This is a genomic window from Streptomyces sp. NPDC028298, assembly GCF_055565895.1.
In genome coordinates, this window is record NZ_JBVHTL010000001.1 from 1,467,850 (window position 1) to 1,491,985 (window position 24,136).

26 protein-coding genes are annotated in these 24,136 nt (G+C 72.8%); 13 read left to right on the forward strand and 13 right to left on the reverse strand.

What is annotated here, in order from left to right:
• Positions 1–7: 7 nt before the first annotated feature.
• The 3 genes from ACZ4TO_RS06485 to ACZ4TO_RS06495 form a co-directional block, all read right to left on the reverse strand.
• Positions 8–310 (reverse strand): Rdx family protein, encoded by a 303-nt coding sequence (locus tag ACZ4TO_RS06485; RefSeq protein WP_326784733.1) that lies wholly within the window; start codon positions 308–310, stop codon positions 8–10.
• Positions 307–1,221, reverse strand: a complete 915-nt coding sequence (locus ACZ4TO_RS06490; RefSeq protein ID WP_468023579.1) for a HipA family kinase — start codon at positions 1,219–1,221, stop codon at positions 307–309. The genes ACZ4TO_RS06485 and ACZ4TO_RS06490 overlap by 4 nt, the downstream gene beginning before the upstream one ends.
• A 202-nt stretch (positions 1,222–1,423) precedes the next feature.
• On the reverse strand, positions 1,424–2,953 hold the full coding sequence (locus ACZ4TO_RS06495) for an IucA/IucC family protein (RefSeq protein WP_468023580.1): 1,530 nt from the start codon (positions 2,951–2,953) through the stop codon (positions 1,424–1,426).
• 93 nt (positions 2,954–3,046) lie between these two features.
• On the opposite strand from ACZ4TO_RS06495, the gene ACZ4TO_RS06500 reads away from it, so the two are divergent.
• Genes ACZ4TO_RS06500 through ACZ4TO_RS06510 form a run of 3 tightly spaced genes read left to right on the forward strand, consistent with a single transcriptional unit; the run spans position 3,047 to position 6,720 of the window.
• Positions 3,047–4,558 carry an IucA/IucC family protein gene (locus ACZ4TO_RS06500; RefSeq protein WP_468023581.1) on the forward strand — a complete coding sequence of 504 codons (1,512 nt, stop codon included), beginning with the start codon at positions 3,047–3,049 and terminating at the stop codon, positions 4,556–4,558.
• Positions 4,559–4,612: 54 nt separating this feature from the next.
• Positions 4,613–5,875, forward strand: a complete 1,263-nt coding sequence (locus ACZ4TO_RS06505) for a VWA domain-containing protein (RefSeq protein ID WP_468023582.1) — start codon at positions 4,613–4,615, stop codon at positions 5,873–5,875.
• Positions 5,875–6,720 carry a hypothetical protein gene (locus tag ACZ4TO_RS06510; protein WP_382788327.1) on the forward strand — a complete coding sequence of 282 codons (846 nt, stop codon included), beginning with the start codon at positions 5,875–5,877 and terminating at the stop codon, positions 6,718–6,720. The genes ACZ4TO_RS06505 and ACZ4TO_RS06510 overlap by 1 nt, the downstream gene beginning before the upstream one ends.
• Positions 6,721–6,883: 163 nt before the next feature.
• On the opposite strand, the gene ACZ4TO_RS06515 is transcribed toward ACZ4TO_RS06510, so the two are convergent.
• A complete protein-coding gene (locus ACZ4TO_RS06515) occupies positions 6,884–7,522 on the reverse strand; it encodes a winged helix-turn-helix transcriptional regulator (RefSeq protein WP_382788329.1) in 639 nt (212 codons plus the stop codon).
• Positions 7,523–7,606: 84 nt separating this feature from the next.
• Between ACZ4TO_RS06515 and ACZ4TO_RS06520 the strand changes: the two genes are divergently transcribed.
• The 4 genes from ACZ4TO_RS06520 to ACZ4TO_RS06535 all read left to right on the forward strand — a co-directional run bounded on the left by ACZ4TO_RS06520 (position 7,607) and on the right by ACZ4TO_RS06535 (position 10,785).
• Complete coding sequence (locus ACZ4TO_RS06520) at positions 7,607–8,824, forward strand: pyridoxal phosphate-dependent aminotransferase (protein WP_382788331.1); 1,218 nt, start codon at positions 7,607–7,609, stop codon at positions 8,822–8,824.
• Between the two features lie 102 nt (positions 8,825–8,926).
• Positions 8,927–9,586, forward strand: coding sequence for a histidine phosphatase family protein (locus tag ACZ4TO_RS06525; protein ID WP_382788333.1), 660 nt, complete (start codon positions 8,927–8,929; stop codon positions 9,584–9,586).
• Positions 9,587–9,640: 54 nt separating this feature from the next.
• Positions 9,641–10,279 (forward strand): hypothetical protein, encoded by a 639-nt coding sequence (locus ACZ4TO_RS06530; RefSeq protein WP_468023583.1) that lies wholly within the window; start codon positions 9,641–9,643, stop codon positions 10,277–10,279.
• Positions 10,280–10,362: 83 nt separating this feature from the next.
• Positions 10,363–10,785, forward strand: a complete 423-nt coding sequence (locus ACZ4TO_RS06535) for an acyl-CoA thioesterase (RefSeq protein WP_382788337.1) — start codon at positions 10,363–10,365, stop codon at positions 10,783–10,785.
• Positions 10,786–10,855: 70 nt separating this feature from the next.
• On the opposite strand, the gene ACZ4TO_RS06540 is transcribed toward ACZ4TO_RS06535, so the two are convergent.
• Entirely contained in the window at positions 10,856–11,257 is a 402-nt protein-coding gene (locus ACZ4TO_RS06540; RefSeq protein ID WP_382788339.1) for a winged helix-turn-helix transcriptional regulator, read from the reverse strand.
• Between the two features lie 122 nt (positions 11,258–11,379).
• Here ACZ4TO_RS06540 and ACZ4TO_RS06545 point away from each other — a divergent pair, with 122 nt between their 5' ends.
• Complete coding sequence (locus tag ACZ4TO_RS06545; RefSeq protein WP_468023797.1) at positions 11,380–12,909, forward strand: MFS transporter; 1,530 nt, start codon at positions 11,380–11,382, stop codon at positions 12,907–12,909.
• A 37-nt stretch (positions 12,910–12,946) separates the two neighbouring features.
• Complete coding sequence (locus tag ACZ4TO_RS06550) at positions 12,947–13,762, forward strand: chitosanase (protein ID WP_382788341.1); 816 nt, start codon at positions 12,947–12,949, stop codon at positions 13,760–13,762.
• Positions 13,763–13,853: 91 nt separating this feature from the next.
• On the opposite strand, the gene ACZ4TO_RS06555 is transcribed toward ACZ4TO_RS06550, so the two are convergent.
• From ACZ4TO_RS06555 to ACZ4TO_RS06585, 7 genes are all read right to left on the reverse strand, one after another.
• Positions 13,854–15,203 carry a nucleobase:cation symporter-2 family protein gene (locus tag ACZ4TO_RS06555; protein WP_382788759.1) on the reverse strand — a complete coding sequence of 450 codons (1,350 nt, stop codon included), beginning with the start codon at positions 15,201–15,203 and terminating at the stop codon, positions 13,854–13,856.
• Positions 15,204–15,516: 313 nt separating this feature from the next.
• Positions 15,517–16,893: an 8-oxoguanine deaminase gene (locus tag ACZ4TO_RS06560; RefSeq protein WP_385041258.1), complete on the reverse strand. Its 1,377-nt coding sequence runs from the start codon at positions 16,891–16,893 to the stop codon at positions 15,517–15,519.
• A 77-nt stretch (positions 16,894–16,970) separates the two neighbouring features.
• Positions 16,971–17,918 (reverse strand): factor-independent urate hydroxylase, encoded by a 948-nt coding sequence (gene pucL / locus ACZ4TO_RS06565; protein WP_382788345.1) that lies wholly within the window; start codon positions 17,916–17,918, stop codon positions 16,971–16,973.
• A gap of 5 nt (positions 17,919–17,923) precedes the next feature.
• On the reverse strand, positions 17,924–18,331 hold the full coding sequence (gene uraH / locus ACZ4TO_RS06570) for a hydroxyisourate hydrolase (RefSeq protein ID WP_382788348.1): 408 nt from the start codon (positions 18,329–18,331) through the stop codon (positions 17,924–17,926).
• Complete coding sequence (gene uraD / locus ACZ4TO_RS06575; RefSeq protein WP_468023584.1) at positions 18,328–18,909, reverse strand: 2-oxo-4-hydroxy-4-carboxy-5-ureidoimidazoline decarboxylase; 582 nt, start codon at positions 18,907–18,909, stop codon at positions 18,328–18,330. Before uraD ends, uraH begins: the two co-directional genes overlap by 4 nt.
• Positions 18,910–19,092: 183 nt before the next feature.
• Positions 19,093–19,461, reverse strand: a complete 369-nt coding sequence (locus ACZ4TO_RS06580) for a helix-turn-helix domain-containing protein (protein WP_382788352.1) — start codon at positions 19,459–19,461, stop codon at positions 19,093–19,095.
• Positions 19,458–19,718, reverse strand: a complete 261-nt coding sequence (locus tag ACZ4TO_RS06585; protein ID WP_326784753.1) for a YkoF family thiamine-binding protein — start codon at positions 19,716–19,718, stop codon at positions 19,458–19,460. The genes ACZ4TO_RS06580 and ACZ4TO_RS06585 overlap by 4 nt, the downstream gene beginning before the upstream one ends.
• Positions 19,719–19,887: 169 nt before the next feature.
• Between ACZ4TO_RS06585 and ACZ4TO_RS06590 the strand changes: the two genes are divergently transcribed.
• From ACZ4TO_RS06590 to ACZ4TO_RS06605, 4 genes are all read left to right on the forward strand, one after another.
• Complete coding sequence (locus tag ACZ4TO_RS06590) at positions 19,888–20,727, forward strand: TIM barrel protein (RefSeq protein WP_468023585.1); 840 nt, start codon at positions 19,888–19,890, stop codon at positions 20,725–20,727.
• Positions 20,728–20,821: 94 nt separating this feature from the next.
• The gene (locus tag ACZ4TO_RS06595) at positions 20,822–21,715 is read left to right on the forward strand and encodes a 2-hydroxy-3-oxopropionate reductase (protein ID WP_385041241.1); all 894 of its coding nucleotides are present in this window, start codon (positions 20,822–20,824) and stop codon (positions 21,713–21,715) included.
• A gap of 459 nt (positions 21,716–22,174) precedes the next feature.
• Entirely contained in the window at positions 22,175–22,420 is a 246-nt protein-coding gene (locus ACZ4TO_RS06600; protein ID WP_382788359.1) for a hypothetical protein, read from the forward strand.
• A 239-nt stretch (positions 22,421–22,659) separates the two neighbouring features.
• Positions 22,660–23,247 (forward strand): TIGR04222 domain-containing membrane protein, encoded by a 588-nt coding sequence (locus ACZ4TO_RS06605; protein ID WP_468023586.1) that lies wholly within the window; start codon positions 22,660–22,662, stop codon positions 23,245–23,247.
• Here the strand turns inward: ACZ4TO_RS06605 and ACZ4TO_RS06610 are convergent.
• Positions 23,216–24,124, reverse strand: a complete 909-nt coding sequence (locus tag ACZ4TO_RS06610; protein WP_468023587.1) for an alpha/beta fold hydrolase — start codon at positions 24,122–24,124, stop codon at positions 23,216–23,218. The two genes, ACZ4TO_RS06605 and ACZ4TO_RS06610, sit on opposite strands and share 32 nt — an antisense overlap.
• Positions 24,125–24,136 lie beyond the last annotated feature (12 nt).

Genomic DNA, 24,136 nt, shown 5'->3' on the forward strand with positions numbered 1-24,136 from the left:
CACCCGCTCAGTCCGCGGCACCCGCTCCGTCCGCCGTACGGTCCGAGTGGCCCAGGGATCTCTCCGGGGCCACTCGGTCGCGTACCAGGCGCTTGACCGCGGTCGGCTCGGGGAAGCCCTGCTCGCGGCGGTCCCAGATCACCTCGTCGTTGACCCGGACGACGAAGACACCGCCGGTGCCGGGCTTGAGGGACAGTTCGTCGAGCTCCGCCTCGAAGGTGGTGAGCAGCTCCTGGGCCAGCCAGGCCGCGCGGGGCAGCCAGCGGCACTGGGTGCAGTACTCGATCTGGACCCGCTGGACGTCCGTCATCCCAGATGCACCGACCAATCCTGTTCCGCCGCCGGTTTGCCGTGCAGGTCGGGGACGCGCTTGAGCCAGTCCGGGCGGCCCCGCTGGGTCCGCTCCGCGCGGTCGGCGTCCTCGGCCGCGAGCTGTTCGCGGCTCGGGAAGTCCGTGGGGAGCCAGGCCGCGGAGGCGCGGACGCGGGCCAGGAGGTAGCCGACGTACGCCTCGCGGACGGCGTCGGGGCTCGCGAAGCCCGGCTCGTCCATGAGCCAGGCGTCGGGCACCTGCGCCAGCACCGTGCGCAGCAGTTCCTCGGTGACCTTCGGTGCCAGTTCGGCGTCGGCGGCGCGGGTGTCCGGGCCGTGGCCGCCGAGCGCGTGGCTCCTGAAGTCGTACGCCTTCTCCGGCGCCGAGGCGTCCCAGCGGTGGTGGAAGACGAGGGCGGCGCCGTGGTCGATCAGCCACAGGCGGGGCGGCGCGATGCCGAAGGTGGGCCAGATCATCAGGTTCGAACTGTGCACCGTGCGGTCCACGTTGACCGTGAGGGCGTCCAGCCAGATCACCTTGCCCGCCTCCAGCGGGTCGACCGGGAAGGTCCGCGCGACCTCGGGGGTGAAGTCCTTGGCGCCCGGAAGGTAGTCCATGCCGAGGTTGAGCCCGGCGCTGGCCCGGAGGAGGTCCTGGACCTCCTGATGGGGTTCGTGCTCGCCGGAGGCCGGGTCGAAGTGGACGAGGACCAGCTCGGGGAAGCGCAGCCCGAGGGCGCGGGCCAGCTCACCGACGATGATCTCGGCGACCAGCGCCTTGTGCCCCTGGGCGGCCCCGGTGAACTTCACGACGTAGGTCCCCAGGTCGTCGGCCTCGACGAGCCCCGGCAGCGAGCCGCCCTCGCGCAGCGGCGCGAGATAGCGGGTCACGGTGACGTCATTCAGCATTTTCCCAGGCCATCCGAGTCCTCAGCCTGCCTTCCGACCACCCGGCCGGCGACGGCGCACCCCTTGCTCCGGCCGTCCGGCATGAAGTGACCATAGTAACCGCGCGTCATCGGCGACGGGGGTGCGCCGGATGACGACGCCATGCCGGGACCCGGGGCTTCGCCGCGGGCGGCGGGGTTCGCCCCACCCCTGCCCATGGGGGTCAGTTCCCGGCCAGCGGGTTCGGCAGGGGTACGTAGCGGGCCGCGGCGCCGTCCGCCGAGGTCCAGCGGAGCAGCAGGTTGGTCTTGCCGGGGAGGGTGGGGGAGGTGAGCAGGGCGGTGATCTCGGGGAGGGCGTAGGAGGTGCCGCAGCGGTGGAGTGCGGTGCGTACGGCGGGCCAGGGGTCGGTGCCGGGGAAGCGTTCCGCGAGGAGGGCGGCCATCTCGGAGAGATGGTTGACGACCAGGCAGTAGACGAGCCGTTCCCAGCCGGCCGCGCGGGTCACCCCCGGCAGCAGTTTCACGCCCTCCGCGTCCCGGAACAGTGCCTGGACGGGCATGCCGTCCCCGTCCACGGCCACCAGCGTGTTCTGCAGATGCGCCTCGACGACGACCCCGTGGCGGGCGAACGCCTCCAGCACCGGGGGCACGGTGTGACGCAGATACGCCTCCCACCAGCCGGCGGGGTCGGTGAGCCGGTCGAGCGGGCTGCCCTCGAAGCCCTCCACCAGGGCGGCGGCCAGCAGCGGGGTGGCGCCGGGGAGGAGGTGCGGGCGCAGTCCGTCGCGGACCAGGACGGCGAGTTCCTCGAAGGCGAAGTCGGCGGTGCGGTAGCCGCGGTCGCTGAGCCAGGCGGCGGGACCCTCCTGCGCGGCGAACGCGGCGGCGGTGGCCGCGTCGGTGGCCCGCGCCTTCAGCAGGTCGTGCCGCCACAGCCGGCGGATGTCGTTGGTGATGCGGACGTCGAGGCTGAACTTGAGGAAGAGGTCGTCCTCGGGGGCGTAGAGGGTGCGGATCGCGGCCGTCGGCCACAGGGGGCGGGCCGTCGCTCCGAGGCGCAGGAGGCGGCCGTCGGCGAAGGCGTCCCGGATCGCCGGGACGGACCCGGTGAGCGCCGACTGCCAGGGGTGGGCGGGGAGCAGCCGGTAGCCGGCGGGTGCCCGGCCCAGTGTGTCGAGGGCCCGTGTGTCGCCCTCCTCGACGACCGCGTCCTCCCGCACGGCGAGCAGTTCCAGCGGGAAGCCGGCGTACGCCTCGGGCGCGTAGGGCAGCCAGCCGGAGACCGGGCCGCCGCCGCGGGTCTTGGGTGCCGGGTGGTACGGGTGCCCCATGATCAGGGACTGCTCGGAGCGCAGATACGGGTCCTCGGGGGGCGTCGTGCGGGCCCGGGCGCGCAGGAGGGCCGCGACCACGTCCCGGCTGTCGGTCATCTCCGCGGGCAGCTCGGTGTTGTCGACGCCGGTGAACAGGCGGAGTTCCGCGGCGGCGAGCGCGATCAGCCCGGGGTGGTTGAGCCGCCGCCAGGCTCCGTCGGTGTGCAGCTCGGGCGCGTAGGGGCGTCGGGTGCCCCGTACGCGCAGCTCCCGGCCGCTCGCGCGCAGCCGGTGGACACCCGGCCGCCCCGTGGGCTCCGCCAGCTCGCGCAGGAGACAATTGAGCAACGGCGCGGCGGCGTACGCGTCGGCGGCCGCGTCCATGTCGCCAGCGGTGAGCTGGGGGAACACGGTCGGCTTGAAGTCCACGCGATCCATCCGGTCCATTCGATTCATACGGTGCACTGGTGATCAGTATGTCCGCAGCGGCGGACGATCACGACGCTGTCCCCGTACGCAAGGAGCCCGCCTGTGCCCCGTCCCTCCACGCCCGACACCGAGGCCGCGTTCGCCGAGGAGCTGAGCGTCGTACGTCCCGGGCTGTCGGCGCCGTACGCGGAGGCGCTGCCCGGTGCCCGGGCCGCCGTGCTGACGCGGCTGTGGCGTGCGCTGGCCTGCGAGCCGCTGCCGTGGATCGCGGGCCGTGACGCGGACCGTGAGGGCCTGACCCTTCGTCTGACCGACGGCCGCCGGCTGCGCGGCCCCCTCCCGGACCCGTACGCGACCTCCGCCTACGTGACCGAAGTGCGGCTCGGTGAGCGGGCGCACGACCGCCCGGACACCCTCGTCGACGCCCTGGACGTGCCCCACGGTGGTGCCTTCTCGGCCGAACTCGGCGACAGTGTCGCCTCCTTGGCGCTGTCGCGGGCCGACCGGCGCCCGGACGGGGCGCCCGGGCCGTCCGAGGCGAGCTGGGCGTGGGAGCAGCGGATCGTCGACGGGCATCCGTACCACCCCAACTGCCGTGCGCGTCCCGGGTTCTCGGTGGCCGAGCAGCTCGCGTACGGGCCCGAACACCGGACGTCGGTGCGGCTGGGCCTGGTGGCGGTGGACGACGCTCTCGTCACGGGCGCGTGGCCCAAGTGGCTGCGGGACGGGGAGCGGGCGCTGATCCCGGTGCATCCCTGGCAGGTGGCCCATGTGCTGGACGCACCCGTCCAGGAGGGTTTCAGCGGGCGCCCGTTGATGTCGCTGCGCACGCTCGCGGTGCCGGACGGGCCGCATGTGAAGACGGCGCTGAGCGCGCGGCTCACCTCGTCGGTGCGGGACATCTCGGTGTACTCGGTGCGGACGGCGGACACCGTCTCCTCGTTCATGGAGGAGATGGCGGCCCGCCTCGACGCGCCGCTGCACATCACCCGCACGCTCGGCGCGGCCACCGCCGGCTCCCCCGAACTCGCGGCGGTGGTGCGGGAGTCGCCGGACGAGTACGCGGGGGGCGGCGAGCGGTGCCTCCCGGTGGCCGCGCTTCCGCTGACCCGGCTGCCCGAGAAGCCGTCCTGGCTGGCCGAGTTCACCCGTCTCGTCCTCACGGTGGGGCTGCGGCTGCTGGACCTCGGGGTGGCCCTGGAGGCACACGGCCAGAACCTGCTCGTGGTCCTCGACCGCGCGGACTCCCCCGTCCGGCTGGTCTACCGCGACCTGGCCGACATCCGGGTGAGCCCGGCCCGGCTGGGCCGGCACGGCGTCCCGGTCCCGGCGCTGTCCGGGCGCATCGTGACGGACGACGAGTCCACCCTGCGCCGCAAGCTCTTCGGTTCCCTGGTCGGCGGTGCGCTGGCCGCGACGGCGGGTTCGACGGCCGTGCTGCGCGAGGCACTTGAAGCCGTCGCGGCGGATCTCCCGCGCACCGCGGACCTCCCCGCGCTCCTCGGTGAGCCGCTTCCCGCCAAAGCGCTGACTTTGATGCGGCTCTCCCCGGACACCCCCGGTGACCTGTGGACACGGCTTCCCAACCCGCTCGCGGGACCCGGTTCGTCCTGACGCGGGACACCTCTCGTTTTTACGAGCGGCACCTTTGATCAATAGGATCCGCCGATGATCACAAGACAACGGCTGGCGGCGGGCGTCTGCGCCCTGCTCGCCTTCCTGGCCGCCGGGATCGCCTACCCGGCCGGCGCGGTCGCCGACGAAACGACGGCGACCGCGCCCAAGGTCGAACTCCTGCTGGACGTCAGCGGTTCGATGCGGGCCCGGGACATCGACGGCGAGTCGCGGATGTCCGCGGCGAAGCAGGCGTTCAACGAAGTGCTCGACGCGACACCGAAGGAGGTGCAGCTCGGCATCCGGACCCTGGGCGCCAACTACCGGGGGAACGACCGGAAGACCGGCTGCAAGGACACCGCCCAGCTCTACCCGGTCGGGACGCTGGACCGCACCGAGGCCAAGACCGCGGTCGCGACCCTCAGCCCGACCGGATGGACCCCGATAGGCCCGGCCCTGCTCAAGGCGGCCGACGACCTCCAGGGCGGTGAGGGCACCCGGCGCATCGTGCTGATCAGCGACGGAGAGGACACCTGCCAGCCGCTGGACCCGTGCCAGGTGGCCCGCGAGATCGCGGCCAAGGGCATCGACCTGACCATCGACACCCTGGGCCTGGTCCCCGATCTCAAGGTGAGCAGGCAGTTGAGCTGCATCGCCGAGGCCACCGGCGGCACGTACACCTCGGTGGAGCACAAGGAGCAGCTCAGCGACCGCGTCAACCAGTTGGTGGACCGCGCCGCCGATCCGGTGGTCAAGCCGGTGGCCGTGGAGGGTGCCGACTCGTGCACCGCGGCGCCCGCCGTCAAGTCGGGCATCTACACCGACCGCGAGGAGTTCGCCCAGCACCGCTGGTACCGCGTGGAGGTCGCGCCCGGCAAGGAGCTGCGCGCCTCGGTGAGCATCGCGGCGGACCGTCAGGTCAACCCCGACTACGGGGTGCTGCTGCGGGCCGTCACCGTGCACGGCCGGGAGATCGTGCGCGGCGAGTCGGCCGGGACCGGCCGCACGGACGTCGTCTCGACCGGCCTGCGCTACCCGAAGGCGGAGAGCGACGACGAGAACGCGCCCGCCGAGGTCGTGTGTCTGCAGGTGTCCAACTCCTTCTCGGCCGCGTCCGGCGTGAAGACGACGCCCGGACTGCCCCTGGAACTCACCGTCGACGTCGTCGACGGCCCGGACCAGGCGAGCGACGTGGCCTCCTTCGGCCTCGGCCGCGGCTGGTGGCTGCTCGGCGCCCTGGTGCTGACCGGTTTCCTCGCAGGTCTGCTGTGGGGCTGGATCTCCCGTTGGCGGTTCTCGGTCTGGAGGACCAACTGATGCGTATCCGACGTGTACTGAGCACCGCCGCCCTCCTCGCGGGGGTCGTCGCGGCACCCGCGCTGCTCGGCGCGGCCGCCTCCCCGGCGTTCGCCGACTCCTCACCGTCCGCGAGCCCCTCGGGCGACGACTCCGCGCCCACCGAGGCCGGTACGTCGTTCCGTACGGCGACCGAGGTCGAGCAGGGCCGGCAGGCCACGGCCGGCGCCTCCACGGGTGACTACCTGTACTGGCAGTTCCCCGCGGACGCCGGGCAGCGGCCCACCGTGAAGGCGACGGTGAAGCTGCCGGAGGCGTCCAAGCGCGGCGCCTCCGAGACCTGGCAGATCGACGTGTACGACGGTCTGCGGCGCCGTCAGGCCTGCCAGTACGGGGCACAGACCCGCACGGCGGGGTCGGACGCCTCCTCCGTGGAGCTGTCCTGCACCCTGCGCACCGTGCGCGCCTGGGCGGAGACCTGGGCCAACGACCCGCTGCCGGGCACCTATTACGTCCGGCTCACCGCCACCGGTCTCGGCACGGCCGATCTGGGTCTTCCGATGAGCGCGGAACTCCGCGTGGACTCCAAGGACATCGGCGGTTCCGCGGCGGTCGACGGCTCGCTCGCGAAGCCGTTGGTCCCGGGTATCGCCGTGACCTCGGAGAAGTCCGACGACGGCGCCGAGGAGGGTGCCGACTCGAAGACGGCGACGCTGTCCTCGCTGCGGCCCGACACCTCCGGCTGGTGGTCCGACCGCTGGGTGTGGACCGGCATCGGCGGTGTCCTCGCGGCCCTCGCCGGCATCTGGGGCTACTCGCTGACGCGCGGCAGGGGACGTCCGTCCCGGATTCCGCCGGGCGCCTGATCCGCAGGCCGTCCTCCGGGGCCCGCGCCGCTCTCCGTCAGGGAGCCGCGCGGGCCTCTCGCTTCCGGCGCACGGGATCACTTCCGGGACACGGGAGAGGGCGCGCGGGATCGCTTCCGGAGTACGGGAGAGCGCGGGATCACTTCCGGGACACGGGACGACGTCACGCCTCGCGCAGGGCCTTGGCGAGGGGGCCGTCGCCCGTCACCGCGACGCTCCGCTCGCGCAGCGCGTCGAGCAGCGTCAGGGTCCCGCGGTTCATGGCCTCGCAGGCCCGCGCGTCCGGCGCGAGGCGGGCGTCCGGCTCGCGCGGGGCGGGTCCGTCGCCGTAGAGCGGACCTTCCCCGGCACCGAGCCACACATGGAACAGGCCTTCGTCCAGGCGGACTTCGACGAGCCCCTGGCCCGCCCCGGCGGCGTCGAGACCGCGCAGCAGCGGCAGCGCGAACCAGTGGGCCCGTACGGCGTCGGTGGGCCGCCGCTCGCCCAGCGCGGGACCGCCCCACTCCCCCAAGGCCTGCAGCACGGGCAGCAACTCGCGGCCACGATCGGTGAGTTCGTACACGTAGGCCGCGCCCGGAGGTGGCAGGCGGCGCCTCGTGGTCAGTCCGTCGCGCTCCATGTCCTTGAGCCGGGAGGCGAGGACGTCGGTGCTGACTCCCGGCAGATCGGCGTGCAGATCGGTGTACCGGCGCGGGCCGCCGAGCAGTTCGCGGACGATCAGGAGGGTCCACCGGTCCCCGACGGCGTCGAGGGCGCGGGCGGCGGAACAGTACTGGTCGTAGCTTCGGCGCGGTGACATGCGACGCAGTCTAGCTATCTTGTTGGACTTTCCAAGCTCCTACTTGGTAAAACCAAGCAACACCACAACCGGAGGGCGCAGCGCATGGAGTTCCGGCAGTCGAGCAAGCTCAGCGAGGTCTGTTACGAGATCCGCGGCCCGGTGATCGAGCACGCCGACGCACTGGAGGCGGCGGGCCACAGTGTGCTGCGCCTGAACACCGGCAACCCCGCCCTCTTCGGTTTCGAGGCGCCGGAGGAGATCCTCCAGGACATGATCCGGATGCTGCCCCGGGCGCACGGCTACACCGACTCGCGCGGCATCCTGTCCGCCCGCCGCGCCGTCGCCCAGCGCTACCAGGACCGGGGCCTGGACGTCGGCGTGGACGACGTCTTCCTCGGCAACGGCGTCTCGGAACTGATCTCCATGGCCGTGCAGGCCCTGATCGAGGACGGCGACGAAGTCCTCATCCCCGCCCCGGACTACCCGCTGTGGACGGCCGTCACCACCCTCGCCGGCGGCAAGGCGGTCCACTACCTCTGCGACGAACAGGCCGACTGGTACCCGGACCTGGACGACATGGCCGCGAAGATCACCGACCGGACCCGCGCGGTCGTCATCATCAACCCCAACAACCCCACGGGCGCGGTCTATCCGAAGGAGATCGTCGAGGGCATCCTCGATCTCGCCCGCCGGCACGGCCTGATGGTCCTGGCCGACGAGGTCTACGACCAGATCCTGTACGACGACGCCGTGCACCAGTCGGCCGCGGCCCTCGCCCCCGACCTGGTGGTCCTCACCTTCTGCGGCCTCTCGAAGACCTACCGCGTCGCCGGTTTCCGTTCCGGCTGGCTGGTCGTCACGGGCCCCAAGCAGCACGCGCGCAGCTATCTGGAGGGGCTGACGATGCTGGCCTCCATGCGGCTGTGCGCCAACGCCCCGGCGCAGTACGCCATCCAGGCCGCGCTCGGCGGCCGCCAGTCGATCCACGAGCTGACCGCGCCGGGCGGCCGGCTCCGCGAGCAGCGCGACCTCGCCTGGGAGAAGCTCAACGAGATCCCCGGCATCTCGTGCGTCAAGCCCAAGGGCGCGCTGTACGCGTTCCCGCGCATCGACCCCGCCGTGTATCCGATCCACGACGACGAGAAGTTCGTCCTCGACCTGCTGCTGCGCGAGAAGATCCAGGTCGTGCAGGGCACCGGCTTCAACTGGTCGCGGCCCGACCACTTCCGCATCCTGACCCTCCCGCACGCCGACGTCCTGGACGCGGCGATCAGCCGGATCGGGCGGTTCCTGAGCGGCTACCGGCAGGAGAAGGGCTGAGGAACCGGGTGGGCCGACCGGAGGACCCGGGGCTGCGGCCGCGCCCGCCCGGTGGCACCGTACGAGGGACGGCAGCGGACACGGGGACGAAAGGGCGCGGCGATGGGTGACCTGCTCCTCGTACGGCACGGTGAGACCGAGTGGTCGATGTCCGGGCGGCACACGGGCTCGACCGACGTCCCGTTGACCGACAACGGCCGTGAACAGGCCCGGCGGCTCCGTCCGCTGATCGCCCGGCATCACATCGCGGCGGCGTTCGTCAGCCCGATGCGCCGGGCGCGGGAGACGGCCGAGCTGGCCGGGATCGGCCACGCCCACGTCGACGCGGACCTGAGCGAGTGGGACTACGGCGGGTACGAGGGGGTCACTACGGTCGAGATCCACCGGGAGCGGCCGGACTGGTTCCTGTTCACCGACGGGGTCGCCCCCGGACCGCCCGAGCATCCGGGGGAGAGCCCGGACGAGGTCGGGGTGCGCGCCGAACGGGCGCTGGCCAGGATCGACGCGGCGCTCGCCGAGTCGGAGGGCAGCGTGGTCGTCGTCTCGCACGGCCACTTCCTGCGGGTGCTGACAGCGCGCCGGCTGGGTCTGAGCGCCCAGTCGGGCGCCCTCTTCCAGCTCGGCACCGGGACCATGAGCCGGCTCAGCACGGAGCACCGCCGGCATGTGGTGGCCGGCTGGAATGTCAGACCCGACGCGTACTGTTCCCATGACTCCTTCTCCTCGGCCTCCCGGGCGGGAGAGGGAGCGGAGGAACACTGAGCCACGGCCGGGCCGGAGCGCCGTGGCACCACCGGGTGGTGGAGGGAGCGCGCCGTGACACGACCGCCGACCGCCGCGCAGCGGCGCATCGTCGAGGCGGCCGACCCCGTGACCGGGCGGCTGAAGGGCACGGAGGCGCAGCTCGCCGCCCTGGTGAGGCGCGGGCTCGCCTTCCGTCATCCGCGTCCCCCGCGCGACCACTTCCTGACACCGGCCGGGCACCGGCTGCGCGAGGCACCCGAGGACGGCCCCGGGCCGGCGCCGGCCCCCGAGGGGCCCGCTCCGGCGGCGTCCGGGGTGTTCGCGGCGCGGACCGGCGGCGAGGAGGGGGCCGAGGAGGGTCCCGCGCGGCTGAGAGAGGTGCGCGGGGCCTGGCAGGGGCTCCTGGAGCTGCGCCGGATGACCCGTCCGGACGGCGCGACGGACCTTCCGTGCGCCTGGGAACGCACGCATCTGGTGCAGGCCGCAGCCCTCGCACTGGAGGCGGCGGGGCACCGGCCCGCCGGGGCGGCGGGCGGCGGCTACCGCATACGGGCCACACCGCAGCCGGAGGCCGTCGCCGTGCACGAGCCGGACCCCGAAGCGCTGCGGGCGTGCGCGGCGACCCTGGAGGGGGCGGGCTGGCAGGCGGGCGAGCACACGGAACCGCGTACGGGCGCCCGGTACGTCCTGGCCTCGCCCCGGCGCGCGTGAGGGGCGTGCCCCGAGGACGTCGAGGCGTCGAGGTCGACGTCGGACAAACAGCAACAGCAGTCGCAGTCGTCGGAGGGAAAGTCGTGGCAGAGCCGTTCTTCGTCCCCGTGACCGTTCGCGGATACGAGACCGATGTGCAGGGGCATCTCAACCAGAGCGTGTATCTGCAGTACGCCGAGCACGCCCGCTGGTCGGTGCTCCAGGCGGCCGGGATCGGCCAGACGGAGTTGCTGGCCCGCGGTGTGGGCCCGGTGGCGCTGGAGACGACCATCCGCTACCGGCGCGAGCTGCGGGCCGGCGACGAGGTCGAGGTGACGTGCGCCTTCCTCTGGGGTGAGGGCAAGACGTTCCGCATCGAGCAGATCATCCGGAAGACCGACGGCACGGTGGCCGCCGAGATCACGGCGGTCGGCGGGCTGATGGACCTCACCGAGCGCCGCCTGGTGCCGGGAGCCCGGGACGCCTTCAAGGCACTGGCCACGGACCCGGGCCCGCTGGGCCTCTGACCCGGGAAGTCGCCCGGCGCGCCGTCCCACGGAACCGCCGGGCGGCCGACCGCGCGGCCCGCCGCACCGCCTAGGCGTCGACCAACTCCGGCCGGTGCTCGGCGTCGTAGGCCGCGCGGGACTCGGCGATCGTGACGCGGTGCCGCTCGGCCCAGTCGGTCAGGGAGAGCAGCGTCGCGTGCAACTCACGCGCGACCGGGGTGAGTTCGTACTCGACCTTCGGCGGGACCGTCGGGTGCACGGTCCGGGTGACGAGGCCGTCGCGCTCCAGATGGCGCAGGGTCAGCGTCAGCATGCGCCGGCTGATCCCCTCGACACTGCGCTCCAGTTCGGTGAAGCGGATCGGTCCGTGGGCCGCGGCCACGATGATCAGCACGCTCCATTTCCCGGCGACCCTGTCAAGAACCTCGCGGACCGGGCACGCCTGCGCGAGCACTGCCTGCGCGGTAACACCGGTGTTCCCCTGGGACATCGAAGTGCCTCCTTATGCCGGTCTCCCATGGTCACTCACGATGTCCCCCGTTACAAGTCGTGCACCAAGGGAGAACGTCCGTGGAACCGGAGCGGTCCACGGAGAACACGGAGGTCACCGTCATGCCGTCCCGGACCGAATCGGCGAGGCCGTCGACACCACGAGCGTACTCACGGTGGGCCTCCCTCGTCGTGCTGTGCGCGGGCACCCTGATGACCGTCCTGGACGGGAACATCGTCACCGTCGCCATGCCCGCCGTCCAGAGCGACCTCGGTTTCTCCGCCCCCGGACTCGCCTGGGTCGTGAACGCCTACCTGATCCCGTTCGGCGGGCTGCTGCTGCTCGCCGGCAGGCTCGGCGATCTGCTGGGCCGCAAGCGGATGTTCACGGCGGGGCTCGCCGTCTTCACCCTCGCGTCGGTGCTGTGCGGGGTCGCCGACGGCCGAGGCGTGCTGGTCGCGGCCCGTGCCCTCCAGGGCGTCGGCGGGGCGATGACCTCGGCCGTGGTCCTCGGCATGCTGGTGGCGCTCTTCCCCGAGCCGCGTGAACAGGGCCGCGCCATCGCGGTGTTCAGCGCGGTCGGTGCCGCGGGCGGAGCTCTCGGCACGTTCCTCGGCGGCGCGCTGACGCAGGCCCTGAACTGGCACTGGATCTTCCTGATCAACCTGCCGATCGGCGTGGTGGCCCTGGTGGCCGCCCTGCGCGTGCTCGCCCCGGACCGGGGAGCCGGGCTCGGCGGCGGCGCGGACTATCCGGGTGCCGCCCTGGTCACCGGCGCCCTGATGCTGACGGTGTACGCGATCGTCGGCGCCGGGGAGCGGGGCCTCGGCGGGACGCTCGCGCTCGGCGCGCTCGCCCTCGCGCTCTTCGCCGGCTTCACCCTCCGTCAGGCCCGGGCGGCCCGGCCCCTGCTGCGGCTGCGGCTGTTCCGCTCACGGACGCTGACGAGCGCGAACGGCGTACAGATCCTGATGATCGCCGGGATGTACGGCTTCCAGTACCTCGGCGCGCTCTACCTCCAACGCGTGCTCGGCTACAGCGAGTTGCTCACCGGTACGGCGTTCCTGCCCGCCCCCGTCGTCATCGGCGCGCTGATGCTGACCCTGTCGGCGCCGGTGATCGCCCGCTTCGGCCCGTACCGCGTCCTGCTCGGCGGACTCGCCCTCATCACGGCGGGACTGGCCCTGCTCGGCCGGGCCCCGGCCGAGGGCGGGTACGTCGCCGACGTGCTGCCCCCGCTGCTCCTGCTCTCCGTGGGGTTCGCGGCCGCGATGCCCGCGGTGACGGGGCTCGCCATGGCGGACGCCGGCGCGGAGGACGCCGGTCTTGCCTCCGGGCTCTTCAACACCACGCAGGTGGTGGGCGGTTCACTGGGGCTGGCGGTCCTGACCACCCTGGCGGCGAGCCGGACCGCACGGCTGACCGGCGCGGGCGGGCAGGTCGTCGCGGCGACGGCGGACGGCTACCGGCTGGCGTTCACGGTGGCCGCGGCCGTCGCCGCCACCGCCCTGGCCCTGGCCGCCGCGCTGTTGCGGCCGCGCCGCGCCCCCTCGACGCACCCGCTCACCCCCTCCGCGGACCCCCGGAACGTCAACTCGCCTTCTCTCAAAGGGTGTACGCCGTCCTCCAACTCTGGTAGGAAACTTTCCTAACAGTACGCGGCAACACCGCTCCCCCATCGGAGGTACCGTGCACACCCCCCACATAGCCCCCTCGCGTCGCACCCTGCTCACCCTGATCGGAGCCTCGTTGGTGGCAGGACCGCTGATCGCCACCCAGAGCGCGACCGCGGCGGCGGTCGGACTGGACGACCCGGCGAAGAAGGAGATCGCCATGAAGCTGGTCTCCAGCGCGGAGAACTCCTCGCTGGACTGGAAGGCCCAGTACAAGTACATCGAGGACATCGGCGACGGACGCGGCTACACCGCCGGGATCATCGGCTTCTGCTCGGGCACCCACGACATGCTCGAACTCGTCGAGCTGTACACGCGGCGCAAGCCCGGCAACGTCCTCGCCAAGTACCTGCCCGCGCTGCGCGAGGTCGACGGCGGCGACTCCCACGAGGGCCTGGACCCCGGCTTCCCCGCCGACTGGCGCCGGGCCGCCCAGGACACCGCGTTCCAGCAGGCCCAGAACGACGAACGGGACCGCGTCTACTTCAACCCCGCCGTCCAGCAGGGCAAGTCCGACGGCATCGGCGCCCTCGGCCAGTTCACGTACTACGACGCCGTCGTGATGCATGGCAACGGCGACGACAGCACCAGCTTCGGCAGCATCCGGCGGCGCGCGCTCGCCAAGGCCAAGCCGCCGGCCCAGGGCGGCGACGAGGTGACGTATCTGAACGCCTTCCTCGACGCCCGGGTGTGGGCCATGAAGCAGGAGGAGGCCCACTCGGACACCAGCCGGGTCGACACCGCGCAGCGGGTCTTCGTACGCAACCGGAACCTGAACCTGAACACACCGCTGGACTGGAAGGTCTACGGCGACAGCTACCACATCGGCTGACACCGGCGGACAGGACGCGGGGCGCGGCACGATCCACGTGCCGCGCCCCGCGTGTCACGGGCCCGCGTGTCACGGGCCCGCGGCCCGTCCGTCAGCGGGCCGGTGCCGCCGCGAGGTCCTCGCCCGCCTCCATCGGGTGGGTCACCTCGCCCGCGTCCGCCCGTCCCCTGCCGAGGTGGTTGAAGACGAGGTTGAGGACGACCGCCGTGAGACAGCCCGTGGAGATGCCGGAGTCGAGGACGATCCGCGCGGTCTCGGGGAACGCGTGGTAGAACCCGGGCGCGGTGATCGGGATGATGCCGACCGCCAGCGACACGGCCACGATCAGCACGTTGTTGTCCTTCTCCAGGCCCGCCCTGACCAGCGTCTGGATCCCGCTGGCCGCGACCGACCCGAACAGGACGACGCCCGCCCCGCCGAGCACCGGGCGCGGCACGACGGCGATCAGCGACGCGGCCATCGGGCACAGTCCCATCAGCACCAGGAATCCGCCGCCCGCGGCGACGACGTACCGGCTGCGGATCCTCGTCATCGCGACGAGGCCGATGTTCTGGGCGAAGGCGCTGCACATGAAGCCGTTGAAGAGGGGGCTGAGGGCCGAGCCGAGGGTGTCGGCGCGCAGTCCGGCCGCGATGGTCCTCTCGTCGGCCGGGCGCTCCACGATCTCGCCCAGGGCCAACATGTCCGCCGTCGATTCGGTCATCGAGACGACCATGACCACGCACAGCGAGAGGACGGCGGCGAGGTGGAACTGCGGAGCGCCGAAGTGGAACGGTGCCGGGAAGCCGGCCACGTCGGCGGCGGCCACCGGCCCGAAGTCCGTGACACCGAAGGGGATCGCCACGAGCGTGCCGACGACCAGGCCGAGCAGGACCGCGATCTGCTTGACGAAGCCGCGGGTGAAGCGGCGCAGCACGAGGACGATGACGAGGGTCGCCGCCGCGAGTCCGAGGAAGGTGCGGGAGCCGTAGTCGTCCGCCGTGGGGTCCGGGCCCTGCGCCCAGCCGAAGGCGACCGGCAGCAGCGAGACGCCGATGAGGGTGATGACGCTGCCGGTGACGACGGGTGGGAAGAAGCGGACGGCCTTGCTGAAGTAGGGGGCCGCGAGGAATCCGAGGACGCCGGCGACCATGACCGCGCCGAAGATGACGGGCAGGGCGTCGCTCTTGTCCTCGACGGAGGCGGCGACCGCGGTCATGGGGGCGACACCGGCGAAGGTGACGCCGTTGACGAAGGGCAGCCGGGCTCCGATCCTCCAGACGCCGAGGGTCTGCAGGAAGGTCGCGAGGCCCGCGGTGAACAGGCAGGCGCCGGTGAGGAAGGTGAGTTCGCCGGCGGACAGGCCCACCGCGGCGCCGACGATCAGGGGCGGGGCGACGACTCCCGCGTACATGGCGGCCACGTGCTGCAGTCCGCCGGCCGCCGTCTTGAGGAACGGCAGTCTCTCGTCGACCGGATGGACCGGTCGGCCGGTCGATCCGGTGGGTCGTGCATCGGTGCTGGGCTCGGGCTGGGCGGCCACGGGCGGCTCCTCCGGTCGGGTACACGCCGTCGTCGACGTGGGTGTCAGGGAGGTGATGCGCGGTCGTGCGGGACCGGGACGGCAGGGGCCGCGCGGACATCGCGTCCGCACGGCGGAGACCGCTCCGGGGCGCGCACGTGCATGCGCGCCCCGGAGGCGGCCGCCGTGGACCCCGCTCGGGTCCACGGCCACCGGCCGAGGGCCGTCCCCCTCGGCCGGAGTTCTGCGGTGGTCAGTCCTGTCCGGCGATGCGCGCGAGGCGCCGCGCCTCGTCCCGTGTCGAACGGGCGACGGCGTCCTCGTCCACGTGCAGCAGGTGACCGTCCTCGACGACCGGACGGCCGTTCACGAGGGAGAGGGTGACCGGCGCGGCGGCGCCGAAGACGAGCGCCGTCACCGGGTCGGCGATCGAGGCGTGCGCCAGGGTGTCCAGTCGCCACAGCACGAGGTCGGCGAGCTTGCCCGCCTCGAGGGAGCCGATCTGGCTTGCCCGGCCGAGGACCTGGGCTCCTCCGTAGGTGCCGAGGCGCAGTGCCTGACGGGCGTTCAGGGCCGCCTCGCGGTGGGCGCCGAGCCGGTTGACGAGCAGGGCGTTGCGCAGTTCGGTGTGGAGTTCGCCGGACTCGTTGGACGCGGTGCCGTCGACGCCGAGGCCGACCGGGACGCCAGCGGCGAGCATGTCGGGGACCCGGGCGATGCCCGCGGCCAGCCGGGCGTTGGAGGAGGGGCAGTGGGCCACACCCGTCCTCGTCCGGGCGAAGGCGGCGATGTCGGAGTCGTTCATGTGGACGCAGTGCGCCATCCACACGTCCTCGCCGAGCCAGCCGGTCGACTCGAAGTAGTCGGTCGGGCCCATGCCGAACAGCTCCTTGCAGAACTGCTCCTCCTCCACGGTCTCCGAACCGTGGGTGTGCAGCCGTACCCCTTTGCGGCGGGCCAACTCGGCGCCCTGCTTCATGAGTTCGGTGGACACGGAGAAGGGCGAACAGGGCGCGACGGCGATCTGGGTCATGCTGTCGAAGGAGGGGTCGTGGTGCTCGTCGACGGTCGCCTCGGTGGCGGCGAGCGCCCCTTCGAGGGTCTCGACGGCGAAGTCCGGGGGCAGTCCGCCGTCCTTGCGGCTGCGGTCCATGGAGCCGCGGGCCAGGGTGAAGCGGACTCCGGTCTCGTGGGCGGCCCGGATGATCGCGCCGGACAGGTCCCCCGAGCCCTTCGGGAAGACGTAGTGGTGGTCCATGGCGGTGGTGACGCCGCCGCGGGCCATCATGGCGAGGGAGCCCTGGGCGGCCACGTAGGCCATCCGCTCGTCGATGCGCGCCCAGGTCGGGTAGAGCGCGACGAGCCAGTCGAAGAGGTTGTGGTCCGTGGCGAGGCCGCGGGTGATCCACTGGTAGAAGTGGTGGTGGGTGTTGACCAGGCCGGGGGTGGCCAGGTGCCCGGTGCCGTCGACGCGGCGGACCACGTTCTCGAGCTCCTCCGGGGCCTTGCCGGCACCCACCGACTCGATCCTGTTGTCGGCGACGACGATGTGCCCCGAGGCGTACTCGGTGTCGCCCGCGTCCACGGTCGCGATGGCGCAGTTCTCGATGACGATGCGCTGGACTGGCACTGCGGTTCCTCGTTCTTCCGGGTCGGCGGACGGACCCGGTGGCCGCGGGGGTGACGACCGGGTCCGTCGTGGCGGTTCTAGAGGTTGGTGAGGTCGACCGGGATGCGCGGGTCGCAGCCGTCGCGCAGGACGGTGGCTTCGATGAGCCCGTACGGGCGGTCGGCCGCGAAGTAGACCTCGTTGTCGTTCTCGAGGCCGAACGGCGCGAGGTCGACCAGGAAGTGGTGCTTGTTCGGCAGCGAGAAGCGGACCTCGTCGATCTCGTCGCGGTGGTCGATGATCCGCGCCCCCATCGCGTACAGGGTCTGCTGGAGCGAGAGGGAGTAGGTGTCCGCGAAGGCCTGGAGCATGTGCTTCCTGACCTCGTCGTAGGACTTGTCCCAGTCGGGCATCCGCTGTTCGTCGCCGGTCCAGTTGAAGCGCCAGCGGCTGGAGACCTGGGTGGCCAGGATGCGGTCGTGGGCCTCGGGCAGCGTCGTGTACCGGTCCTTGACGAAGCCCCAGAACTCGGAGTCCGTCGAGTTCATCACGACGAGGTCCTTCAGGCCCGATACGACCTCCCACGCGTCACCGTCGTAGGTGATCTGGGTGACGCGCGTCTCCTGGCCCTTGCGGACGAAGGAGTGCCGCGGCTCGTCCGCGCCGGCGGGCCGGGAGGCGGTGTCCGGGGCCTCGATGCGCTCCCAGGCGTACTCCTCGATGCGGATGCGCGCCCGGTGGATCGGCTCCTGGCTCATCACGAAGTGCCGGGCGAGGTGGATGCCGAACCGCTCGGCGGACTCGATGCCGTGCTCCTTGGCGAAGGCGTACACCGTGTTCTTGGTGGTGTCGGTCGGCAGGACGTTGGCGTTGGAGCCGGAGAGGTGGACCTCGTCCATGTCGCCGCTCAGCGCGACGGACACGTTGAGGTCCTTGATGTGGTGCGTGGCGCCGTCGCGGGTGATCCGCACGACGCGGTTCTCGGCCTTGCCGTACTGGTTCTGCCCCAGGAGCACCGGGCGGCCCTGGCGGGAAGGTTCGGTCATGTCTGCTAGCTCCCTCGGTAAACGGAGTAGCCGAACGGGTTGAGCAGCAGCGGTACGTGGTAGTGCTCGCCCGGCCTGACGGCGAAGGTGATCGTCACCTCGGGGAAGAACGTCTCGCTGTCCCGATTCGCGGGGGCGTCCTGCTGCGCATCGGCTCGCTGTGTCGTTGTCGCCGGATCCTGCTCGAAGTACCGCTCGACCTCGAAGTCGAGCCGTACGTGGGTCGTGTCCTCCGGCAGCGCCGGAAGGTCCTTGCACCGGCCGTCCGCGTCGGTCGCGGATCCGCCGAGCGCCCGCCAGTCGCCCTCGCGCCCCGCGCGGGCCGCGAGCCGGACCGCGACGCCGCGGGCGGGGCGGCCCACGCTGGTGTCCAGGATGTGGGTGGACACGGAGGCCGTGGTGTCGGTGCTCATGCCTCTTCTTCCTGTACGGGGTCCGTCACGGGTTCTTCCTGTACGGGCTCCGTCACGAGCTCGTCCCGTACCGGCTCCGTCACGAGACGGCCGAGCCGGATGCGGTTGATCTTGCCCAGTTCGACGCGGACGATCTCACGCTCCCGTCCGGCCGGGTTGCCGATCCGCTCCTTGACCGCGTCGCGCATCTGCTCCCCGGTCCGGCCGGTGGCGCAGACGAGGAAGACATGGCCGAACTTCTCCTGGTAGGCCAGGTTCAGTTCGAGCATCTCCTCCTTCAGCTCCGCGGAGGCGCCGGCCATCCCGCGCTGTTCGCGCGAGGAGGTCGGGTCCCCGGGCTTCGGCCGTCCGATGGGCGGGTGCCCCGCCATCGCCTCGGTCAGGTCGGCGGTGGTGAGACCCGCGGTGGCGGCGTCGCTCTCGGCGTACAGGTCCTCGGCGGTGGCGTAGGGACGGGCGGCGAGCAGCCGTTCGGCCCACGCCCGGGAGGCGCACACCTCGTGGAGGACGGCGAGGGCCGCGGACTCCTCGAGGGTGTTGAGGCGGGCGAGGCCGCCGGATGCCGTGCTCGACTCCATGGGAAGCCTCCGTGGCCGTGTGCTGGACGGGCTGCGCACAGCTAACGCCCTCGGCGAACCGACGTCAACACTTTGTTGAAAACTTCGGGTTACGGGAGGTTACGAGAACCGCCGCCCGGTTGCGCGGGCGGCGGCGGGGTGGCGGCCGGTGGGATCGGCCGCCCAGAGGCGTGTTCGCGCCGGTCAGGCGCCCTTCTCGCGGTTCAGGTAGTTGTAGACGGTGAACCGGCTCACGCCGAGCGCGCTCGCCACGGTCTCCACTCCGTGCCGCACGGAGAAGGCCCCGCGGGCTTCCAGTATGCGCACGATCTCCTGCTTGGCCTTGCGGTCGAGCTCCGCGAGCGGCATCCCCCGCTTGCGTTCCAGGGCGGCGAGGATGTGGTCGAGCGAGTCGGCGAGCTGCGGCAGGCGCACCGCGACGACGTCCGCGCCCTCCCAGGACAGGACGACGTCGTCGACGCCGGCCTGCTCGGGCGGCAGCATCTCGCCCCCCATGGCGTCGACCAGCGGTTTGACCGCCGCGACGAAGGGGTCGTCCGCGATGCCGGTCACTTATCGCCCTCCCCCGCCGCCCCGACGACGTTGACCTGGAGCGAGACCCGGGTGGCGCCCGCGTCCAGGACCTGACGCAGCAGCGCCTCGACGGCGGTGAGCACGGCGTCCGCGCCGCCCTCCGCGGTGTTGCCGAACGGGCCGACGTCCACGGCGTCCAGCTCGGCCGCCTCGATGACCTCACGGGCGACCAGGGCGTGCCGGGGGGCCTCGTCGAGATCGAAGGGCTCGGTCGTGAACTCCACTCTCAATCGCACGGGCTCAACCTACTGCCCGCCGCGGCCGCCCCGGCAAGCCCCCTGCGGCCGGAGCCGGCGGCGCCCTCGGCTTTCCGCCCCGACCCCTCTTGACAACGCTCCGGAGCCGACGGCAGTCTTCCATTCAGCAGAAACAAGTTTCCGCAATACGGAAAGGAGCGCGGACCTCATGGGATTCGCGGACCAGCGCTTCAACGTCAATCTGTCGATCCTCTTCACGGAACTCCCGCTGCTGGAGCGCCCGGCGGCCGCGGCCGCCGCGGGCTTCACCGCGGTCGAGCTGTGGTGGCCCTGGGTCGACTCGCCCACCCCCGAGCGGTCCGAGCTCGACGCCCTGCGGACGGCGATCGAGGCCGCCGGGGTCCGGCTGACCGGCCTGAATCTCTACGCCGGCCGGCTCCCCGGTCCGGACCGCGGCGCCCTGTCCCTGCCGGGCGAGGAGTCCGAGCGGTTCCGGGCCAACATCGACGTGGCCGCCGACTTCGCCGGCTCGCTGGGCTGCACGGCGCTCAACGCCCTGTACGGCAACCGTCTCCCCGGTGTGGACCCGGACGAGCAGGACGCGCTGGCGCTGGAGAACCTGGCCCTGGCGGCACGGGCCGCGGACCGGATCGGCGCGATCCTCCTCGTCGAGGCCCTCAACGAACGGGAGTCACCCGACTATCCGCTGGTGAGCGCCCCGGCGGCGGTCTCCGTCGTGGACAAGGTCAACGCGGCGACCGGTCTGGGCAACACGAGGTTCCTCATGGACCTCTACCACCTGGCCATGAACGGCGAGGACCTGCCGCGGGTGATCGCCGCCCACGCCGACCGGACCGGCCATGTGCAGATCGCCGACAGCCCCGGCCGCGGCGCGCCGGGCACCGGCACGCTCCCCCTGGAGGAGCTCCTCGACCAGCTCGCCGCGGCCGGTTACGCGGGCTGGGTGGGCCTGGAGTACAAGCCGGGCGACCGGCCGAGCGCGCGGGCCTTCGACTGGCTGCCCGCCTCGGCCGGGGCCGCCCGCTGAGCGGCGCCCCGGGGCCGCGGCACGGAACGCGGCGGCACGGAACGCGGCGGCACGGATCGCACAGAAGCAGCACGGATCGCAGAGAGGCACCCTCATGAGCGACAACCTCCCCAAGGTGGCATGGATCGGTCTCGGCATCATGGGCTCACCCATGGCGGAGAACCTGATCAAGGCCGGGTACGACGTCACGGGCTACACGCTGGAACGGGACAAGCTGGAGCGCCTGGCCGCCGCGGGCGGCACCGCCGCCGCCTCGATCGCCGAGGCCGTGCGGGACGCCGACGTGGTGATCACGATGGTCCCCGCCTCCCCGCAGGTCGAGGCCATCGCGTACGGTCCCGACGGCATCCTGGAGAACGTGCGGCCGGGCACGCTGCTGATCGACATGTCCTCGATCACCCCGCAGACCTCGGTGGACCTCGCCCGGGCCGGCGCCGAGAAGGGGGTCCGTGTCCTGGACGCCCCGGTGTCCGGCGGCGAGGCCGGGGCGATCGAGGCGGTGCTGTCGATCATGGTCGGCGGTGACCCCGCGGACTTCGACCGGGCGGAGCCCCTGTTCGAGGCGCTCGGCAGGACCATCGTGCGGTGCGGTCCGCACGGCTCGGGCCAGACCGTGAAGGCGGCCAACCAACTGATCGTGGCCGTGAACATCCAGGCGTGCGCCGAGGCCGTGGTCTTCCTGGAGCGCTCCGGCGTGGACCTGGGCGCCGCGCTCGACGTCCTCGGCGGCGGTCTGGCGGGCTCCACGGTCCTGGCCCGCAAGAAGGACAACTTCCTCAACCGCGACTTCAAGCCGGGCTTCCGTATCGACCTGCACCACAAGGACATGGGCATCGTCACGGACGCCGCCCGCACCGTGGGCGCCGCGCTGCCGGTGGGAGCGGTGGTCGCCCAGCTCGTCGCCAGCCTGCGCGCGCAGGGCGACGGCGGGCTGGACCACTCCGCGCTGCTGCGCGCGGTCGAACGCCTCTCCGGCGCCCGGGTCTGACCGGGCACCTCGAACTTCCGGGTCGCGGCGGCGCCGACATCTGTCCTGTCGCGCCCAGGCGCCGCCGCGACCCGGATCCGCGTTCGGAGAGCCGAGCTCCCGGACCGCGTCACGAACGGCCCGGATGAGGGGTGGCCGTCGCGGACGCGGTCCGGGCGGGTGAGGACCGCGGCGGCCCGCGAGCCAGTGCGGTGGTGAAGGACCCGGTTCCCCCTTCTCGACCTGAGGGAAGGGCGACTCCGGTCCGTCGCGACCGCCGCGGTCCCATCCATACGTCGGCTTCGGCCGGACCATGACCACCCCTGGCTCCGGCCGGGCCCCCAAGACCCCGTCCGGCGGCGCGAACGTACTGTCGCGCCCAGCCTCGCGCCGTCGGACGGCACCAGACCCATGACCCGCCTGGAGGCCCGGTGCCCGGCTCCGGGTGCGGATCGCGGCCGCGGCCAGCAGCCTTGGACCATGGACGCTGACGGCAAGGAACTCCCCAGGATCGTGGTGCACACACCGGGTCTGGACGGGTCGCGCCGGGTCACCGAGGGCGACCGGGTGCTCGGCATCGCGTACCACCTCGACGACGTGGTCGAGATCCTGCGCCAGGCGGACGTGGACCTCGACGTGATCGAGGTCGAGGAGAGCGACATCATCGACTGGCAGGGCGGCGGCCCCGACGACTGGCCCGGTCTCTCGGAGCACACGGAGGCCTGAGGGCCGTACGCCGTGCGCCCCGGACCGTGCGTCGGGCCCCGTGATCCACGGGCCGGAACGGGCACCGAACGGACTCCTTCCGTACGCAAGCGGGCGTAGGACGCCTACGGAACCCTCAAATCAACCTCTGAACACCGCCCCGGGGACTTCACCTGCCGCCGGATAGGGCACATCCTCGGCACACGGGGCCCGCCGGCACGGGGGCGGCGGGTCCCGAACGGGGGCACGGGGGTAGCACCATGAGCGGGAGCGCGGCGGTCGGGCCAAGGCCTCAGACCGTCGCGCTGCTGCGTGGCGGGCCCCGCGCGGCCGTGAAGGTCGCCCTGGTCGCCCTGCATCTGCGGGGCGCGGTGACCCCGGGCCCGGCCGGCACGATACGGACCTCGAACCCGGCGCCGGGTACGTCCTTCGGGTCGGCGCCCGCCCTGGAAAAGGCCGTGCGCGGCTCGCTCTACCTCCCGACGGGACTGCGGGAGTTGATGGACCGCCCGCGCGTGCGACGGGCGCTGGCGGAGCTGCGCGGCGAGGCCGCCGCGGCCGGACTGCTGCGCCGCCTGCCCCCGCGCCGGACGCGCGCCGCCCGGCGTGTCCTGCGGGAACTGCGTGCCGCGACCCCGCTTCCCGCCGGACCGGAGGGCCTGTCCCCGGCCGAGGTCCTGCTCGCGGTCGCCCTGTACGGCGACACGGCGCTGACCGCGCTGGTGCCGCGTTTCACCGAGGCCGCCGGCCTCAAGGGGCGCGGCGGCCGGGGTGAGGCCGGCCTGACCCGGGGCGGCGACGTGGGGGGCGGCGGGTTCACCGGCTGCGCGGGCGGCTGGCAGGCCTGACCCGGCGTGCGGTGACCGCCCGCGGATTCTCCAGGAACGGCAGGACGTGCCGCAGGAAGAGTCCGGGGCGTTCGTTGTACGGCTCGTGGGCCGTGGGCAGCCGGACGCTCACGGTCCCCCGGGGCAGGACGCGCCGGGCCCGGCGGCCGTCGAGGAACGCGGGGACGACGGGATCGCGGCTCCCCCACAGCAGCAGGATCGGCACGCCGAGGGCGACGGGGTCCCTGAGGCCGAAGTCCGGGTCGGCGAGGCCCCGCCAGAGCGCGCAGTGCACCGCCAGTCTCCGCTCGTCGTGTGGCAGCAGACGCACCCGGGCGTACGTCCCGCGCGCGCTCGGGGTGCCCAGCCGGCCCAGGTAGGCGCGGGCCAGCGGGACGACGAGGCGGCGGGCACGGGCGGGGCGGCCCATCACCTCGCGGCAGAACCAGCGGGTGAGCGCGGTGTGCCGGGTGAAGCCGGCCGGGTCGACCAGGACGAGCGCGGTCACCGACGCGGCACGGGGACCCTCGGCGAGCCGGCACGCGACATAGCCGCCGACGCTGTTGCCGAGCACGGCGACCTCCCGCACACCGTGCTCGTCGGCGAGCGCGTCGATCACCCGCTCCGCGACCCGCACCAGCGCCTCGGGCGTGACCAGCCCGGGTTCCGGGGCGGTCGAGTCGCCGTATCCGGGCCAGTCCACGACGAACGTGCGGTACCGGTCGGCGAGGGCCGGCAGCACGGCGTCGAAGTCCCGGCCGTCCCCCGGGTTGGCGTGCAGGAGCAGGAGAGCGGGGGCGTCGGACGGGGCCGGGGCCCCCGCCGGCCGAGCGCCGGGGAGGGGGTCGAGGCGACGTACGGCGATGGCGCCGAGGGGGGTGGGGACGGTCATCCGCATGGGCCGAGCATG

Excerpts from the sequence above, each read along its gene's own strand:
- ACZ4TO_RS06485 (WP_326784733.1), bottom strand. The coding sequence starts at position 310 with ATGACGGACGTCCAGCGGGTCCAGATCGAGTACTGCACCCAGTGCCGC.
- ACZ4TO_RS06490 (WP_468023579.1), bottom strand. The coding sequence starts at position 1,221 with ATGCTGAATGACGTCACCGTGACCCGCTATCTCGCGCCGCTGCGCGAG.
- ACZ4TO_RS06495 (WP_468023580.1), bottom strand. The coding sequence starts at position 2,953 with ATGGATCGCGTGGACTTCAAGCCGACCGTGTTCCCCCAGCTCACCGCT.
- ACZ4TO_RS06505 (WP_468023582.1), top strand. The coding sequence starts at position 4,613 with ATGATCACAAGACAACGGCTGGCGGCGGGCGTCTGCGCCCTGCTCGCC.
- ACZ4TO_RS06510 (WP_382788327.1), top strand. The coding sequence starts at position 5,875 with ATGCGTATCCGACGTGTACTGAGCACCGCCGCCCTCCTCGCGGGGGTC.
- ACZ4TO_RS06515 (WP_382788329.1), bottom strand. The coding sequence starts at position 7,522 with ATGTCACCGCGCCGAAGCTACGACCAGTACTGTTCCGCCGCCCGCGCC.
- ACZ4TO_RS06520 (WP_382788331.1), top strand. The coding sequence starts at position 7,607 with ATGGAGTTCCGGCAGTCGAGCAAGCTCAGCGAGGTCTGTTACGAGATC.
- ACZ4TO_RS06525 (WP_382788333.1), top strand. The coding sequence starts at position 8,927 with ATGGGTGACCTGCTCCTCGTACGGCACGGTGAGACCGAGTGGTCGATG.
- ACZ4TO_RS06540 (WP_382788339.1), bottom strand. The coding sequence starts at position 11,257 with ATGTCCCAGGGGAACACCGGTGTTACCGCGCAGGCAGTGCTCGCGCAG.
- ACZ4TO_RS06545 (WP_468023797.1), top strand. The coding sequence starts at position 11,380 with ATGCCGTCCCGGACCGAATCGGCGAGGCCGTCGACACCACGAGCGTAC.
- pucL (WP_382788345.1), bottom strand. The coding sequence starts at position 17,918 with ATGACCGAACCTTCCCGCCAGGGCCGCCCGGTGCTCCTGGGGCAGAAC.
- uraH (WP_382788348.1), bottom strand. The coding sequence starts at position 18,331 with ATGAGCACCGACACCACGGCCTCCGTGTCCACCCACATCCTGGACACC.
- uraD (WP_468023584.1), bottom strand. The coding sequence starts at position 18,909 with ATGGAGTCGAGCACGGCATCCGGCGGCCTCGCCCGCCTCAACACCCTC.
- ACZ4TO_RS06590 (WP_468023585.1), top strand. The coding sequence starts at position 19,888 with ATGGGATTCGCGGACCAGCGCTTCAACGTCAATCTGTCGATCCTCTTC.
- ACZ4TO_RS06595 (WP_385041241.1), top strand. The coding sequence starts at position 20,822 with ATGAGCGACAACCTCCCCAAGGTGGCATGGATCGGTCTCGGCATCATG.
- ACZ4TO_RS06600 (WP_382788359.1), top strand. The coding sequence starts at position 22,175 with ATGGACGCTGACGGCAAGGAACTCCCCAGGATCGTGGTGCACACACCG.
- ACZ4TO_RS06605 (WP_468023586.1), top strand. The coding sequence starts at position 22,660 with ATGAGCGGGAGCGCGGCGGTCGGGCCAAGGCCTCAGACCGTCGCGCTG.
- ACZ4TO_RS06610 (WP_468023587.1), bottom strand. The coding sequence starts at position 24,124 with ATGCGGATGACCGTCCCCACCCCCCTCGGCGCCATCGCCGTACGTCGC.